The sequence below is a fragment of the Corynebacterium sp. ACRPH genome, from assembly GCF_022347285.1.
Classification (GTDB): domain Bacteria; phylum Actinomycetota; class Actinomycetes; order Mycobacteriales; family Mycobacteriaceae; genus Corynebacterium.
On the sequence record NZ_JAKRND010000019.1, the window covers coordinates 1 to 15,264 of the forward strand.

Sequence of the window (15,264 nt, forward strand, 5' to 3'; positions counted from 1 at the left end):
GCCTCAGCATTTTATTATGGTGATCCCCTGGGCGAAATGCGCCTGGTAAGCAGAGTTTTTGAAATGTAAGGCCTTTGAATAAGACAAAAGGCTGCCTCATCGCTAACTTTGCAACAGTGCCTCTGAGCGCCCTTTCCAGTCAGAACCCGCAGGCCGATCTTGCGGTCTGACAGCTCCTTCACCGTGTTGACCAGATGGGCAAGCGATCGTCCGAGGCGATCGAGCTTCCAGACCACCAGCACATCGCCGTCACGCAATGACTTGAGGCAGGCAGTCAAGCCAGGGCGATCATCACGACCGCCGGAAGCAAGATCATCATAGATATTGTCCCGTTCGACACCTGCGGCGCGCAAGGCGTCGTGCTGCAGGTCGAGAGACTGCGAGCCATCGGCTTTGGAGACGCGGGCATATCCGATCAGCATGTATCACAAACGTTGGTTTGAGGCGGCGCTTCGGCCACGATTGCATTGACCTCTGGAAATGTATCTCAACCAGCTTCATAAACAAAGCGTCTTGAACGCTATCAGATTTTGAAAAAGGAACATGTATGCCGCGTCGCGTCACTCTAACCGATCGGCAGAAAGACGCGCTGTTGCGCTTGCCGACTTCACAGACGGATTTGCTCAAGCACTATACGCTGAGTGATGAAGACTTTGGGCATATCAGGCTGCGTCGGCGCGCTCACAACAGGTTCGGCTTCGCCCTGCAATTGTGTGTCCTGCGCTATCCCGGCCGGGTGCTGGCTCCAGGCGAACTGATCCCTGCAGAGGTCATCGAATTTATCGGAGCGCAGCTTGGCCTGGGTGCCGACGATCTCGTAGACTATGCTGCCCGCGAGGAAACACGGCACGAGCATCTTGCCGAGTTACGGGGGCTCTACGGCTTCCGCACCTTCTCCGGACGTGGTGCGAGCGAGCTGAAGGAATGGTTGTTCCGAGAAGCCGAGATGGCGGTGTCGAACGAGGATATCGCCCGTCGCTTCGTAGCCGAGTGCCGACGCACCCGCACTGTCCTTCCCGCGACATCCACGATCGAGCGGCTTTGTGCCGCGGCTCTCGTCGATGCCGAGCGACGCATCGAGACGAGGATCGCCAGTCGGCTGCCTATGTCGATCCGAGAACAGTTGCTGGCATTGCTCGAGGAGACGGCTGATGATCGGGTGACCCGTTTTGTGTGGCTGCGCCAGTTCGAGCCTGGCTCGAACTCTTCGTCGGCCAACCGGCTGCTCGACCGGCTCGAATATCTGCAACGCGTCGATCTCCCCGAGGATCTGCTTGCCGGCGTTCCTGCCCATCGGGTGACTCGTCTGCGCAGGCAGGGTGAACGGTATTATGCCGACGGCATGCGCGATCTCCCGGAGGACAGGCGGCTTGCGATCTTGGCTGTTTGCGTCTCGGAATGGCAGGCGATGTTGGCCGACGCAGTGGTCGAAACCCACGACCGGATCGTCGGCCGTCTCTACCGTGCTTCGGAGCGTATTTGCCATGCAAAGGTCGCAGACGAAGCGGGGGTGGTGCGTGACACCCTGAAATCCTTCGCCGAGATCGGGGGCGCCCTGGTCGATGCACAGGATGATGGCCAGCCGCTGGGCGATGTCATCGCGAGTGGGTCAGGGTGGGACGGCTTAAAAACCCTTGTTGCAATGGCAACCAGGCTGACCGCCACCATGGCCGACGATCCGCTCAATCATGTGCTCGACGGTTATCACCGCTTCCGCCGATACGCTCCACGCATGTTGCGCCTGCTCGATCTGCGAGCTGCGCCCGTTGCACTGCCGCTTCTGGAAGCGGTGACGGCCCTTCGTACCGGTTTGAACGATGCCGCGATGACCAGCTTCTTGCGGCCCAGCTCGAAATGGCATCGCCACCTTCGGGCCCAGAGGGCTGGCGACGCTCGCCTATGGGAGATCGCGGTGCTGTTCCATCTGCGCGATGCGTTCCGCTCCGGAGATGTCTGGCTTACTAGGTCCCGGCGCTATGGCGATCTGAAACACGCACTCGTTCCGGCACAAGCCATCGCGGAAGGCGGTCGTCTCGCTGTGCCATTGCGGCCGGAGGAATGGCTGGCAGACCGGCAAGCTCGCCTCGACATGCGGTTGCGCGAGCTTGGCCGTGCCGCTCGCGCAGGCACGATCCCGGGCGGGTCGATTGAAAACGGCGTTCTGCATATCGAGAAACTCGAAGCCGCCGCGCCGACAGGCGCCGAAGATCTGGTGCTCGATCTCTACAAGCAGATCCCGCCCACGCGCATCACCGATCTCCTGCTGGAGGTGGATGCGGCGACCGGCTTCACCGAAGCGTTCACCCATCTGCGCACAGGAGCACCCTGCGCTGACCGGATCGGGCTAATGAACGTTATCTTGGCGGAAGGGATCAACCTCGGCTTGCGCAAAATGGCGGATGCGACAAACACCCACACCTTCTGGGAATTGATCCGCATTGGACGGTGGCATGTCGAGGGCGAAGCCTATGACCGGGCGCTGGCCATGGTGGTCGAGGCACAGGCAGCGTTACCCATGGCCCGGTTCTGGGGCATGGGCACGTCGGCTTCGAGCGACGGACAGTTCTTCGTCGCTACAGAGCAAGGTGAGGCCATGAACCTGGTCAACGCGAAATATGGCAATACCCCGGGCCTGAAAGCCTATAGCCACGTCTCCGACCAATATGCGCCGTTCGCAACCCAGGTGATTCCTGCAACGGCAAGCGAAGCGCCTTACATCCTCGATGGCCTGCTGATGAACGATGCTGGACGCCATATCCGCGAGCAGTTCACCGACACGGGCGGCTTCACCGATCACGTCTTTGCCGCATGTGCCATTCTCGGCTACCGGTTCGCTCCGCGCATCCGCGACCTGCCATCCAAACGGCTCTACGCGTTCAATCCGTCGGCCGCCCCGGCGCACCTGCGAGCGTTGATCGGCGGAAAGGTCAACCAAGCCATGATCGAGCGCAATTGGCCCGACATCCTGCGCATCGCCGCCACCATTGCTGCCGGGACCGTCGCGCCAAGCCAGATTCTGCGGAAACTCGCCTCCTATCCGCGGCAGAACGAGCTCGCGACAGCCCTGCGGGAAGTCGGTCGCGTCGAGCGCACCCTGTTCATGATCGACTGGATTCTGGATGCCGAACTCCAACGGCGTGCCCAGATCGGGCTCAACAAAGGCGAAGCTCATCATGCGCTGAAGCGGGCAATCAGCTTCCACCGCCGCGGTGAAATCCGCGACCGTTCCGCCGAAGGCCAGCATTACCGCATCGCCGGCATGAATCTGCTCGCCGCCATCATCATCTTCTGGAACACCATGAAGCTCGGCGAGGTCGTTGCAAACCAGAAACGCGATGGAAAGCTGCTATCGCCCGATCTCTTGGCCCATGTTTCGCCGCTCGGATGGGAACACATCAATCTCACCGGAGAATATCGCTGGCCAAAGCCTTAGCGTAGGATTCCGCCCCCTCCCGCAAACGACCCCAAGATGTTCATGGTCTCCCCGATCACTGCCCGGAAATGGGCAGGCCGCTACCGGGAAGAGGGTGAGTTTGGGATGCAGGATCGCTCCAGCAAGCCGCACCGGATCCCAGGCAGGACGCCCGAGCATGTCAAGAAGAAGATCATCAACCTGCGCTGGCGGCTTCGACTGGGGCCAGCCCAGATCGCTGCGCGACTTGGTCTCTCGACGTCGACTGTTCACGCGGTCCTCGTCCGTTGCCGCGTGAACCGCCTCTCGCATATCGATCGTGTCACTGGCGAGCCATTGCGGCGATATGAGCATCCTCATCCGGGATCGTTGATTCATGTCGATGTCACGAAGTTCGGCAACATCCCCGACGGCGGTGGACATCGTTACGTAGGTCGGCAGCAAGGCGCACGGAACAAGCTCGCGACTCCGGGATTACCACGAGGAAAAGATCACAAGCCGCGCACCGGGACGGCGTTCGTTCACACAGTCATCGACGACCACTCCCGCGTCGCATACGCAGAAATCTGGTCGGATGAGCAGGCGAGCACAGCGGTGGGAGTTCTCGAACGCGCCGTGGCCTGGTTCGCCGAACGAGGCGTGACCGTCGAGCGAGTCCTATCCGACAACGGGTCGGCATACAGATCCCACGCATGGAGGGACTTCTGCGCTCGGCTCGGCATCCGACACAAGCGGACACGCCCCTACCGGCCGCAGACGAACGGGAAGATCGAGCGATTCCACCGCACGCTCGGGGACGGCTGGGCCTATGCCAGGTTTTACGGTTCAGAGGCCGAACGACGCCTGGCGCTGCCCGGCTGGCTCCACTTCTACAACCACCACCGACACCACTCTGCGATTGGCGGCGTACCCTTCGACCGACTCAACAACGTCCCTGGACATCACACCTAGCTCTTCTCGATGTAGTCCTGGTCGTCGATCTCGATGTCCACCACCAGCGAGCGCGCCAGCTGTTCGTCGTAGGCCACCAGCGCTTCTGCGTAGTCGCGCGCCGATTCGATGATCTCGCCGTCGGTGCTGAGGTCTAGTAGTGACGCCCTTCGCGCCGACCGCCCCGACTGGTCCTGGCCCAGGATGTCTCCTTCGGTGCGCATCTTCAGGTCTTCCTCCGCCAGGCGGAATCCGTCGTTGCTTTGCGCCACCACCTGCAGGCGGTGGAAGGAGGGGCTATCCGGCGCGGCGGTGGTGTGCAGCAGGCACAGCGAGTCCCGGCGCCCGCGGCCGATGCGCCCGCGCAGTTGGTGGAGCTGGGAGAAGCCGAAGTTCTCTGCCTTCAGGATCATCATCATGGAGGCGTTGGGTACGTCCACGCCGACCTCGATGACGGTGGTGGCGACCAGCACGTCGATCTTCCCGGCGGCGAAGTCCTGCATCACCTGGTCCTTGTCGGCGGGGTCCATCTTGCCGTGCAGCATCGCCACTCGGCAGCCGGGCAGTTCCTCGGTGGCGATCCGCTCACACCATTCCTCCACACCAGAGCGACCCTCGATGCGGGGCGCTACCACGTAGGCCTGGCCGCCGGCCTTGATCTCCTCGCCCATGCGCTCCCAGGCGCGCCGCACCCAGCGGTATTTGTCGGCGGGTACCACCACTGTTTCGATCGCCCCGCGTCCGCCGGGCTTGCCGACCAGCGTGATGGGCGTCAGGTCTCCGAACATCGTCATGCCCACAGATCGCGGGATCGGGGTGGCGGTCATGACCATCATGTGTGGGGTGGCATCCACCGGCGCGGATTCCCGCAGCTTGTTGCGCTGCTGCACGCCGAAGCGGTGCTGCTCGTCGACGATCACCATGCCCAGACGGTAGAACTCCACCGAGTCCTGGATCACCGCGTGCGTGCCGACCACAATGTCGGTCTGGCCGGAGACCAGGTCCAGGAGCGTGCGCTGCTTCTCTGCCTGCTTCTGACTGCCGACCAGTACGGATACTCGCACGTCGGTGTTCTCCAGCATCTTCACCAGACTGCGGGCGTGCTGCACCGCCAGGATTTCCGTCGGCGCGATGAAAACGCACTGATAGCCGGAGTCCACGGCCCAGAGCATGCTGATCAACGCCACCATCGTCTTGCCGGAGCCGACCTCACCGTGCAGCAGCAGGTTCGCCGGGGTGGTTCCGCCCAGGCGGGAGCCGATGTCCTCCAGCGCCATCTTCTGCCCCGCGCTGAGGTCGAAGGGCAGCCCTGCGATCAGCTTTTCCACGTTTTCGCCCGGCGCGAGCGCCATGCCGGTGCGCTTGGTGGCGTCATTGCGCCGTAGAGCCATGACCAACTGCAGCTCGAGCGCCTCGTTGAACTTCAGCCTGCGCCGAGCGGGTTCGGGGCCGGCTTCGCTCGGCTGGTGGATGTGCCGTAGTGCGTCGGCGAAGCTAATCAGCGGGCGGCCCTTTCCATCCGTGGGCCAGGCGGGCGCGCCGGGGTTGCGGCGCGGGAGTGGCAGGAACTCACCGGGTTCGTCCATGACCCGCAGTACGTGGTCCATCACTCCCAGCATTTCTGCGGTGGAAGTGCCGGGGCGGCGCTTGTATCCGGCCATCCACGGCTTGGCCAGCAGCTCCTGGGCGGCGGTCTCGGAGCCCATGACGTCCACAATCGTCTTCAGTGGCCCGAACATGCCGAACTCCGCATCCAGGGCGGGCAGGATGGATACGTAGCTGGGGTTTTTCAGCTCCCACTGGCCGTTGAACTCGGAGAGCTTGCCGTGCAACAGCATCATCGAGCCCCGCTTGATGCGCTTTCGGTGGTAGGCCACATTCCCGAACAACGCGGAGCGGAAGCTCCGCACACCGTCGGTGAAGGTAAACGTCAAAAATTTTCTGGGCCCACGCCCGGAGTGGTTGTCTTTCTCCCCCACGCTGAGGATCTCCCCGGCACAGGTGTACTTCTCCCCGACTCGCAGCTCGTCCAGCCCCTGCGGCGAGCCGAGCCGCGCGTAGGTGACGGGGAAGTTCAGCACTGCATCGGCGATGGTTTTGATGCCGGGCTTGTCGGCCAGCCGCTTCGCGCGGTCGTTGGAGATCGCAACCGATAGTGGGCGCGAGTCCTGCCACCCCAGCATGGGCTACTCCACCCCGATCTGCACCAGGCACGGGTCGTAATCGTTGCCTTGAAGTTCGATGTGATGGTCGTCGATCTGCACGTCCGGGTATAGCTCGGCGAAGGTTGCTTTCAGCCCATCGATGGCGGCCTGGTCAGTCGCCGGGTCGCTCCACAGCAGGGTCACCAGCTCGCCACCGTCGGCCAACATGGTGCTGAGGGTATCGACCATGGTGTCGGGCGGGCACGTGGCGAAGCGTTGCGCCTCTACCGCGTCGATCATTTCCTCGACATTGTCGTCCCAGTCCACGCTGGGATCGTTCACCGCCAGCGCCGCCAGCCCGCCGACCAGCGATTTCGTATCGATGATGTCGACCTCTCGCGTCCCGTCTAACCCCTGCAGCGCGGCAACGTCCTGCCCGTTGGTCAACACGGCAACCGGCCCTTCGCCCAGTTCCTGCACTGCTTCACCCAGGGTTTTGTTGTTTGGTGACGCCACCGCCACCGCCCCCGCAGCCTCGAAAAGTCGCGCGACGCCGCCGGTGGGCGTGAGCGCCACGATGAACGGCCCTTTGTCTTCCGCCCGCGCCTGGTTGCTCGCGGGGGCTGGTGTGCTTGGCTTTCCGCTGTCGGCGGCTTCCCCGTCGGCGGGCAGAACCTCGATACGCAGGTCGGTGACGGTTCCCAGGGCGAAGGCCTTTTCGATGACCTCGCCGGCGCGGTTGGTGTGCACGTGCGCGGTGCCGGATTCCGGACTCAGGGGTCCGACGATCACCGAATTGCCGTGGGCTTCCAGCAGCTCCCGCAGGGCATCCAGGTTCCCCTCGAAGAAGAACATCACCTCGACCTCTTGCTGGGTTCGTTCGTGGTCGGGCGTGGGGGCGTCCTCAATAAGACCCGCACCGTCCAGAACATCAACCAGGGCCTGCAGGATCACCACGAGGCCCTGGCCGCCTGCGTCCACGACCCCCGCTTCGGCGAGGACGGGCAGCTGGTTGGGGGTGTTGGCCAGGGCTTCCTCGGCGGCGTGGAGGGCGCGGGTGGCGACGTCCGCGAGGTTCGGCTCGGCCTCGTGAGCGGCGGTGGCGGCGGCATCGAGCACGCTGATGACGGTGCCCTCGACAGGCGTGGAGATTGCGGTGCGGACGAAGCCCACAGACTGCGAGAGCGTGTCCGCCACGGCGGGGCCGTCGATGTGTCCCTGCGAGGCCGCCTCGGCGAGGGCGCGCATCACCTGGCTGAGCACCAGGCCGGAGTTTCCACGGGCGCCACGAACCGCGCCGGTGGCCAGGGCGATGGTGACCTCGGGGAGGCTTGCGCCTTCCTCCAGCGCGTCGACCGTCGAGACTGCGGTGGTCATGGTGTGCGCCATGTTGGAACCGGTATCGGAATCCGGGATCGGGAAGACATTCAGGGCGTTGATCGCCTGGCTCTGCTCGCGCAGCCGGCTGGCCGAGAGGCGAGCCCACTGGGCGACGACGCGCGCGTCGAGCTGAGTGGGCGCCTGATTCGCCGGTTGTGCTTCTGCCACCGGTTGCGCCTCTGCCTTGCTAGATTTCACTCCCACTACCCTAGCGAACCAGCCAGACAGCAGTGCGGTTTGCGGGATCGCGGCGCGTTATTCCTTCCGTGCCAGTGATGTAGATCTCCCGCATCCAACGCGAATCCAGGTGGGGGGTTGACTTGTTTATCGTTCACCCATAGAGCACATAGTCTCCATGAGAGTGCTGTAGACGGCACTCGGCTCGCTATCGTGCCACTCGGTGTCACTGTCGCGCTCGTCCTGGTTTTGCGGTTGAGCCGTCGGCTCGTAGAGCCACCAGAGGTTTTGCCACGGATCAAGAAGTCTTGCGAGACGATAGCCACCGTAGAAATCGCTAATTGGAGTAACGACGCGGCCTCCTTCCTTTACAGCCCTATCGAGGCACGCCTGGGCGTCAGGAACGTAGACCTGCAGGAGGGCTGGCGTGAACGGCCAATCTTGCTTTCGATCACAAAGCATGATGGTGGCATCTCCAACCATTACTTCCGCATGGATGATCGAACCATCTCGATCCGGCGTGCGAACATGCGCTGCTTCTCGACCATCGAAAACTGTTTCCACGAAGTGGATGAAGCTCACGGAGTCGGGGACGATGGCGAAGGGGTTTATGGTGTTGTGTCCAGTCGGGATTTTCAACGAAGTCATGTATACATAAAATATGAATAATTCAAGCAAAGTCAAGTACCGCCAAGGCGCTAGTTTCCTGTTGGCCACACTTGGACGCCGTGCCGAGAGAGCATGGGCAGCTCTCCTCACAGAGCAGGGAATTACCACCACGCAGTTCACAGCCATGGCGGCGATCGCGGAAGGCGAACGAACACAAAACGACGTAGCAATGGTTACAGCCGTTGACCCGCGAAACATCGGCGCCACAATCAAAAAGCTCACGGCGGTGGGGTGGGTTCAAGCTCGATCAAACCCCGCCGATGCGAGATCACGACTCCTCTGTTTGACACCCGCTGGCCAGCAGTGGTGGGACGATGTTCAGCCTGCCCTGCGTCAAGGACGTGACTCATTTTTCCAGGGACTCACCCATAGAGAGTTGACCAACTTGGAAGAACTCCTCGGAAAACTCGAGGCTGCACAATCCGACAAAGCAACGAACGGACCCGGCCATCGTTGATAAATGTACTGACCGGAGACATTAGTTCAGTGTTCGTAGGTGGCTCCGAAGTCGCTTGTCAGCCAGTCCTCGATCGAGTGCCACGGGAATATTGGCGGGTCATGAGGTCCAGGGAAGGTTGCCACATCCTCTACGCGGTCGAGGCGGAAGATGCGCCAGTCCTCGCGCATGAGGTCGTAGGCAATGAGGTACCAGCGTTGCTGGCGCAGGAAGTGTCGATACGGTTCGATGGTCCGGTGCGAACGACGACCATGCTGGTCGGTGTAGCCGAAGGTGACCCGCGAACTTGTCGCGATGGCGTCGGCGATCGTGCCCACGAGATTCCAATCCACGGACGCTGGAGGTTCCCGAGAGACTTGTGTCGACAGGGCCACCGCCGCAGCCCTCTGTTTCAGCTTTTTGGGCAGGACTTGCTCGAGCTTGGCGCGTGCTGTCACAGCGGTGGCGTCGTCGGGCGACCACGCTTCGAGAACCAACAGGCTCGTGATGATCGTCGTGACCTCGTCCGCTGTCAGCAGCAACGGCGGAATCTTCATACCCGGCCGAAGAGCGTAAGTGCCGCCGGGGCCCGGGCGGGAGCGAACGTCGTAACCCAGGTCGCGCAGCCGCATGGCATCCCGACGCACGGTTCGTTCGCTGACCTGCAGCTTATCTGCCAGCTCGCGACCACCCCATTGTCCTCCTGACTGGAGCAGCGCCAGCAACTTGAGTGATCGCGTCGATGGAGTGTCCATGTCTCCATGGTTCCAGAAATTGCGGACAGGATCAGGCCGGATCTGCCTCTAGAGTGGAAGCACGAACGGAAGAGAGGAATCATCATGACGATCGCCATCACGACTCCGCAGGGGAACGTTGGTCAACACTTGACGCGCATGCTCATCCGAGCCGGAGTCAGACCGCTGTTACTCACCCGCCACCCGGAGAAAATCTCGACCTCCGTTGCGGAGTATGCGGACGTGGTAAAAGCAGACTCGTTCGACCCTGACCAGATCGTTTCAGCCACCGCTGGTATAGATGCGATCTATTGGGTCGATCCCCCAACCACCTCGTCGGCTCCTCTGGCAGACTACCGGCGTGCGACGGAGTCAATCGTCGCCGCAGTTGAGGCGAACCGGATCGGACGGGTTGTTTTCCAGAGCAGCGTTGGCGCGGAAAAGCGTCACGGTGCCGGTGAAATCGATGGCCTGGCCGAGACGGAAGTCGCTCTCGATGCCTGTGACGTGGACGTCACTCACCTTCGCTGCGGGTTCTTCTTCACTAATCTGCTGTTGGACCTGGCGTCGATCAGAACGGGGCACCTCCAGACCGTACTGCCACCCAACTTTCCGATGAGCTGGGTAGCCCCGCGAGATATTGCTGAGGTAGCAGCGCTCATCTTGCTGAATCGCAACTGGAGCGGACGCCATGTCCAGGCAGTTCACGGCCCTGAGGACCTGACATGGTCCCAGGTCGCGACAATCCTTTCAGAAGAGCTCGACCGGGAGGTCCGAGTCGAGCAGATCAGCGATGCCCAGATGCGTGAACAGTATCTCCAGGTAGGGATGCCACCGGACATGGCCGAGGCAATCCTTGAGATGTCCACCGGTCTACGTGAGGGCTTCATCCCCGAGCAGAATCGCACCCCGCTGACCACCACGTCGACGCATCTGCGTGGTTGGCTCCATGAGGAGCTCATCCCCGTTCTCTGAAGAGATTGAACGTGCAGGGGAAATTGCCATCGACAGGCAATCCCATATAGGGCCGCCTGCTTAATTCCAGGAGATCGAATGCCACAAGCTAACGCGGCCTTGGCGCCGCGTCACCGATTCAAAGCCACTCGTCTCGTGGTGCACGAAGGATGGCCGATCAGTGAGGTCGCTGCTCGTTTCCAGGTGACATGGCCGACCGTGAAGAGATGGGTCGACCGTTACCGTGCCGGTGAGCCCATGCACGATCGATCCTCTCGGCCGAAGTCGTCACCGAAAAGGACGAGCAAGGATGTGGTGAAGCGGTGCGTGAGCCTGCGGATGCGGTTGAGAGAAGGACCCGTTCGGCTCGCCGGCCGGCTCCACGTTGCCCCATCGACGGTTCACCGTATCCTGCGCTCGGCGGGTCTCAATCGCCTCTCGTAAACCGATCGAGCTACGGATGAGCCGGTTAGGCGGTACGAGCACGACCTCCCGGGGTCACTCGTACATGTCGACGTGAAGAAACTCGGAAACATCCCTGACGGTGGCGGCTGGCGCTACGTCGGTCGTCGCCATGGCGAGAAGCATCGCGCCGCAACACCGGGCAAGTCACTCAGTGCCTACGGTAGTCCAAAGCTCGGATACTCGTTCGTTCACACCGTCCTTGACGACCATTCCCGCGTCGCCTTCACCGAGGTCCACGATGACGAAACAGCTGCGACCTCAGTCGGTGTGCTGTGCCGCGCGGTGGAGTGGTTCGCCAAGCACGGCGTCACCATAGAGAGAGTGCTTTCGGACAATGGAGGTGCTTATCGGTCCAACCTGTGGCACAGCACCTGCGAAGCTCTCTCGACCATGCCGAAGCACACGCGCCCTTACCGGCCTCAGACCAACGGCAAGGTCGAGCGCTTCCATCGCACCATGGCCGACGGCTGGGCGTACGCTCGCTGCTACACCAGCGAGCAGCAACGCCGAGACGCTCTACTGCCGTGGCTGCACCACTACAACCAGCACCGGCCGCACACCGCTTGCAACAACCAGCCCCCCGTTCTCAAGACTTATCAACGTCCCCAGCCAGTACAGCTAAAGCCGCCAGTCGACCGGGGCGCCACCCGATGCCTCCAGGATCGCATTTGCCCTGCTGAAGGGACGCGAACCGAAGAAGCCTCGATAGGCGGACAGCGGCGAGGGATGCGGGGATATCACGCAGCGCTCCGCGCCGATGAGCGGCGCCAGCTGCTGAGCTTGCTTACCCCACAGGATCGCGGCGAAGTGCGGGTTGGCGGCGACTTGGCGGACGGCGGCCTCGGTGATGGCCTCCCAGCCGCGGCCGCGGTGGCTACCGGCGTTCCCCGCCTGGACGGTGAGCACGCGGTTAAGCAACAGCACCCCGCGGCCGGCCCACGGAGAAAGATCCCCGCTGGTGGGGGCTGGCAGGCCGAGGTCATCTGCGTACTCGGTGTAAATATTCTTCAGCGACTTCGGCAGCGGCTCGCCCGCGGGAAGCTCCGCGGAGAACGCCAGCCCCACGGAGTGCCCAGGGGTCGGGTACGGATCCTGGCCGACGATCAGCACTTTCACCTGCGTGGGGTCGGCCTCGAAAGCCCGCAAAATTTTTTCTGGCGCGGGCAGGATCTGCGCTCGTTGTCCCGCCTGCACCTGCTGCCCCCGCGCCTGCTGGGCCACCTGGTGCCCCTCAGCCAGCGCGCCCTCCAGCACCGACTGCAGCCCCGGCAGATACCACGCCGGGTGGATCCGCTCGATCAGCTGGTGCGCCTGCTCCCGTACAGAATTCACGCCTGCTCCCTCGCCTTGTTGTGCCGTCTCAACTACACCGACTGCCAGCCGGACGTAAACGGCGGGCGCCCGCCGTCGACCAACACATAGTCTCCCTCATCCGAAAGGCTACGCACAGTCCCGATGCGGCGGTAGCCGCTGGGCATGCGGGCGTCCGTAGTTCCAAGGAGAGTATGGTCCTCACCGCCGGTGTAGATCCACTCCAGAGGATTCTTGCCAGTCATCTGAGCTGCATGCCGCAGCTTCTCATCGGGTACCAGCGCCGCCCCATCCAAATCCAGGCACACCCCGGAGCGCTCCGCGATGGCACACAGGTCCACGATCAAGCCATCGGAATTATCTGTCATAGCGCTTGCCCCCGTCGCACGCGCAACAGAGCCGCGGCCTGGCTCCAGACGCGGGGCGCAGTGCCAATCCGCCAGCTCGTTGAGAATCGGATCGTCCGCCGGGATCGCCTTGCGCGAGCCGTAGTGGCGCAGGATCGCCAGGCCCGCCGCGCTGTAACCGATCGGCCCGCTGGCGATAATCCGCTGCCCCACGCCCGCGCCGTCCAAGGTCAGTGCTGCAGCAGGCCCGGAGATCTCACCCAAGGCGGTGATGGAAATGACCAAGTCTTTGCTGGTCACAACGTCCCCGCCGACCAGCTCCGCCGCCCACGGGGAGGCTCCCTCGTCAATGCCGCGCGCAATATCCGCCACCGTCTGCAGCGGCAAATCCCCCGGCGTGGCGATCGCCATCAGGATCGCCGTCGGCCTGGCGCCCATCGCCTGAATGTCCGCGAAGTTCTGCGTCACAGCTTTCACCCCGACCTCCCACGGAGTCGAGTAGTCGAAGGTGAAGTGCCGGTCCTGAACGAGAATGTCCGTCGAGCACACGTGCCGTGAATTGGTGCCTGTGGGCTCCAACACTGCGGCGTCATCACCATTAAGAGAACTCGGTGCAGCCTGGCGGATCGCCGCGATGGTGGCGGCCTCGCCGGCCTCGGCGACGGTGAGTGAAGTACGCATGCGGCCTTTCAGTCGAGTGATGCTTGGGGTACCGCGACAAGTCTAATTAAGATGGTGCGCTATGAGTGACGATTCCACCTCTCCCGTGTCCACCCCGCGGTACCTTCTGGTGTTGTCGACGGTGCTGGCTATTTTGCTGATTGTTGTGGTGATCGTGGCGGCGAAGATCACGATGGATAAGAAGGTCTACGCTCCGGTGGCGATGGGGCCGGTGGATGCGCCGGAGGCATCGTCGCAGGTGTGTGCCGATTTCGTGGCGGCACTGCCGCGGGACTTAGATCGATTCCGCTCCGTGGAGGTGCGGGATCCAGCGCCAGATGGGGCCGCGGCTTATCGTGATTCTTCGGGCGCGGAGCTGTCTGTGCGCTGCGGGGTGAATGTGCCGGATCAGTACACAGTGCTATCGCCGGTGTTTACTTCTGGCGATGCACGCTGGACCGCCGTTTCCGATGCCACCCCGGGCTCTGACCTGCGTACTTGGTACGCGGTCGGGGGTTCGCCCGCGGTCGCGGTGACGGCTTCTTCCGACGTGGGCAGCGCGCTCGAGGGGGTTGGTTCTACTCTTTCTTCTCTTTATGACGCCAACTCTCCAGCAAAGCCCGCCCCCTACCCACTGTCCGAGGCTCCGGTGGCCGGCGGCACCGGTGGTTCCGGCGGCGCTGGCGCATCCGGTGGCTCTGGCGAGACTGGCGAGACTGGCGAGGCTGGCGGCGCTGGCGGCTCCGGTGGCTCCGGTGGCTCCGGTGGCTCCGGCGAGGCTGGCACATCCGGTGATTCCGGTGGCTCCGGCGAGGCTGGCACATCCGGTGGCGCGACCGAGTCCCCAGCGTGCCGCAAGTTCCTGGAATCTCTGCCGGATTCGCTGGGCGATTGGCGCCTGGTTCACATTTCGACCGGTAGCAAGTCTGGTGGGAATACCGGCGACGACAAATCCGGCAACGGGAAGTCCAACGGCGCTGCATCTGATGGTGGCTCCAAGGTGAAGAACCCCGATGCGCTGCCCGAGGGTGTGGACGAGTCGGTGTTCGACAAGGCTCCCAGCGGCTCGGCGACTTACCTGGCCGAAGGGCATGAGCCGGTGGTCATTCGCTGTGGCCTGGAGATGCCTGAGGCCTATGAGCCGGGAGCCAACCTAACCCAGGTAGATGACGTTCCGTGGTTCTCCGACCCCTCGCTTTCCCGCGGGTCGACGATGGGCCACTGGTATGCCCTGGGCCGGGAGCAGATTGTGGGGCTGGCGATGCCGCAATCCGCCGGCGACAAGGTCATCACTTCCGTGACCAGCGCAATCTCTTCTTCCCTCAAGCAGACTGAGAAGCAGTCCACCCCGGCTCAGCAGTAGCAGCCTGGCGCCCCCGACGGTAGCCGCCCCGCCCAGGTCCAGCAGTAGCGGCCCTGCACACGCCACCTCTGCAGTCCCACACTCCACATCCGCAGCCCCGCGCTTCCCACCTGCAACAGGAACCTCACTCACACCATGCCGTCAGTGCCAAATGTCGGAAAAGTTGCAAAACGTCAAAACGCTACTCTCACCCTCGCAAGCAAAAAGCTCCTGACCTGCATGTTTGCAATATTGAAAATACGTCCCAGTAACAAATTGCAACTTTTCCGACACTTTCGCCCT

At 62.7% G+C, this 15,264-nt stretch carries 10 protein-coding genes and 3 pseudogenes; 6 read left to right on the forward strand and 7 right to left on the reverse strand.

The features are described 5' to 3' along the window. Window positions 1–86 precede the first annotated feature (86 nt). A pseudogene (locus MHX66_RS09205) lies at window positions 87–422 on the reverse strand (recombinase family protein); the annotation flags it as partial. 125 nt (window positions 423–547) lie between these two features. Here MHX66_RS09205 and MHX66_RS09210 point away from each other — a divergent pair. Both MHX66_RS09210 and MHX66_RS09215 read left to right on the forward strand, forming a co-directional pair. Beyond that, window positions 548–3,433 (forward strand): Tn3 family transposase, encoded by a 2,886-nt coding sequence (locus MHX66_RS09210; RefSeq protein ID WP_011116984.1) that lies wholly within the window; start codon window positions 548–550, stop codon window positions 3,431–3,433. A gap of 39 nt (window positions 3,434–3,472) precedes the next feature. Beyond that, window positions 3,473–4,363: pseudogene (locus MHX66_RS09215) on the forward strand (IS481-like element IS5564 family transposase); the annotation flags it as partial. Here MHX66_RS09215 and MHX66_RS09220 read toward each other — a convergent pair. The 3 genes from MHX66_RS09220 to MHX66_RS09230 form a co-directional block, all read right to left on the reverse strand. Further along, window positions 4,360–6,525: an ATP-dependent DNA helicase RecG gene (locus MHX66_RS09220; protein WP_239202471.1), complete on the reverse strand. Its 2,166-nt coding sequence runs from the start codon at window positions 6,523–6,525 to the stop codon at window positions 4,360–4,362. The pseudogene MHX66_RS09215 and the gene MHX66_RS09220 sit on opposite strands and share 4 nt — an antisense overlap. A 3-nt stretch (window positions 6,526–6,528) precedes the next feature. Further along, the gene (locus MHX66_RS09225; protein WP_239202473.1) at window positions 6,529–8,064 is read right to left on the reverse strand and encodes a DAK2 domain-containing protein; all 1,536 of its coding nucleotides are present in this window, start codon (window positions 8,062–8,064) and stop codon (window positions 6,529–6,531) included. 126 nt (window positions 8,065–8,190) lie between these two features. After that, window positions 8,191–8,691: a VOC family protein gene (locus MHX66_RS09230; RefSeq protein WP_239202475.1), complete on the reverse strand. Its 501-nt coding sequence runs from the start codon at window positions 8,689–8,691 to the stop codon at window positions 8,191–8,193. A gap of 13 nt (window positions 8,692–8,704) precedes the next feature. Between MHX66_RS09230 and MHX66_RS09235 the strand changes: the two genes are divergently transcribed. Beyond that, entirely contained in the window at window positions 8,705–9,169 is a 465-nt protein-coding gene (locus tag MHX66_RS09235; protein WP_239202477.1) for a MarR family winged helix-turn-helix transcriptional regulator, read from the forward strand. Window positions 9,170–9,195: 26 nt separating this feature from the next. Here the strand turns inward: MHX66_RS09235 and MHX66_RS09240 are convergent, their stop codons facing one another. After that, the gene (locus MHX66_RS09240) at window positions 9,196–9,903 is read right to left on the reverse strand and encodes a YafY family protein (RefSeq protein ID WP_239202479.1); all 708 of its coding nucleotides are present in this window, start codon (window positions 9,901–9,903) and stop codon (window positions 9,196–9,198) included. Between the two features lie 84 nt (window positions 9,904–9,987). Between MHX66_RS09240 and MHX66_RS09245 the strand changes: the two genes are divergently transcribed. Together MHX66_RS09245 and MHX66_RS09250 are read left to right on the forward strand one after the other, a co-directional pair. Beyond that, a complete protein-coding gene (locus MHX66_RS09245; protein ID WP_239202481.1) occupies window positions 9,988–10,857 on the forward strand; it encodes an NAD(P)H-binding protein in 870 nt (289 codons plus the stop codon). A gap of 78 nt (window positions 10,858–10,935) precedes the next feature. Continuing rightward, window positions 10,936–11,892 (forward strand): annotated as a pseudogene (locus MHX66_RS09250) (IS481 family transposase); the annotation flags it as partial. 27 nt (window positions 11,893–11,919) lie between these two features. Here MHX66_RS09250 and MHX66_RS09255 read toward each other — a convergent pair. Then, complete coding sequence (locus MHX66_RS09255; protein WP_239202483.1) at window positions 11,920–12,633, reverse strand: uracil-DNA glycosylase; 714 nt, start codon at window positions 12,631–12,633, stop codon at window positions 11,920–11,922. Window positions 12,634–12,665: 32 nt separating this feature from the next. Beyond that, window positions 12,666–13,640 carry a thiamine-phosphate kinase gene (locus tag MHX66_RS09260; protein WP_239202485.1) on the reverse strand — a complete coding sequence of 325 codons (975 nt, stop codon included), beginning with the start codon at window positions 13,638–13,640 and terminating at the stop codon, window positions 12,666–12,668. A gap of 61 nt (window positions 13,641–13,701) precedes the next feature. On the opposite strand from MHX66_RS09260, the gene MHX66_RS09265 reads away from it, so the two are divergent. Beyond that, a complete protein-coding gene (locus tag MHX66_RS09265; protein ID WP_239202486.1) occupies window positions 13,702–14,982 on the forward strand; it encodes a DUF3515 domain-containing protein in 1,281 nt (426 codons plus the stop codon). The last annotated feature ends 282 nt before the right edge of the window (window positions 14,983–15,264 follow it).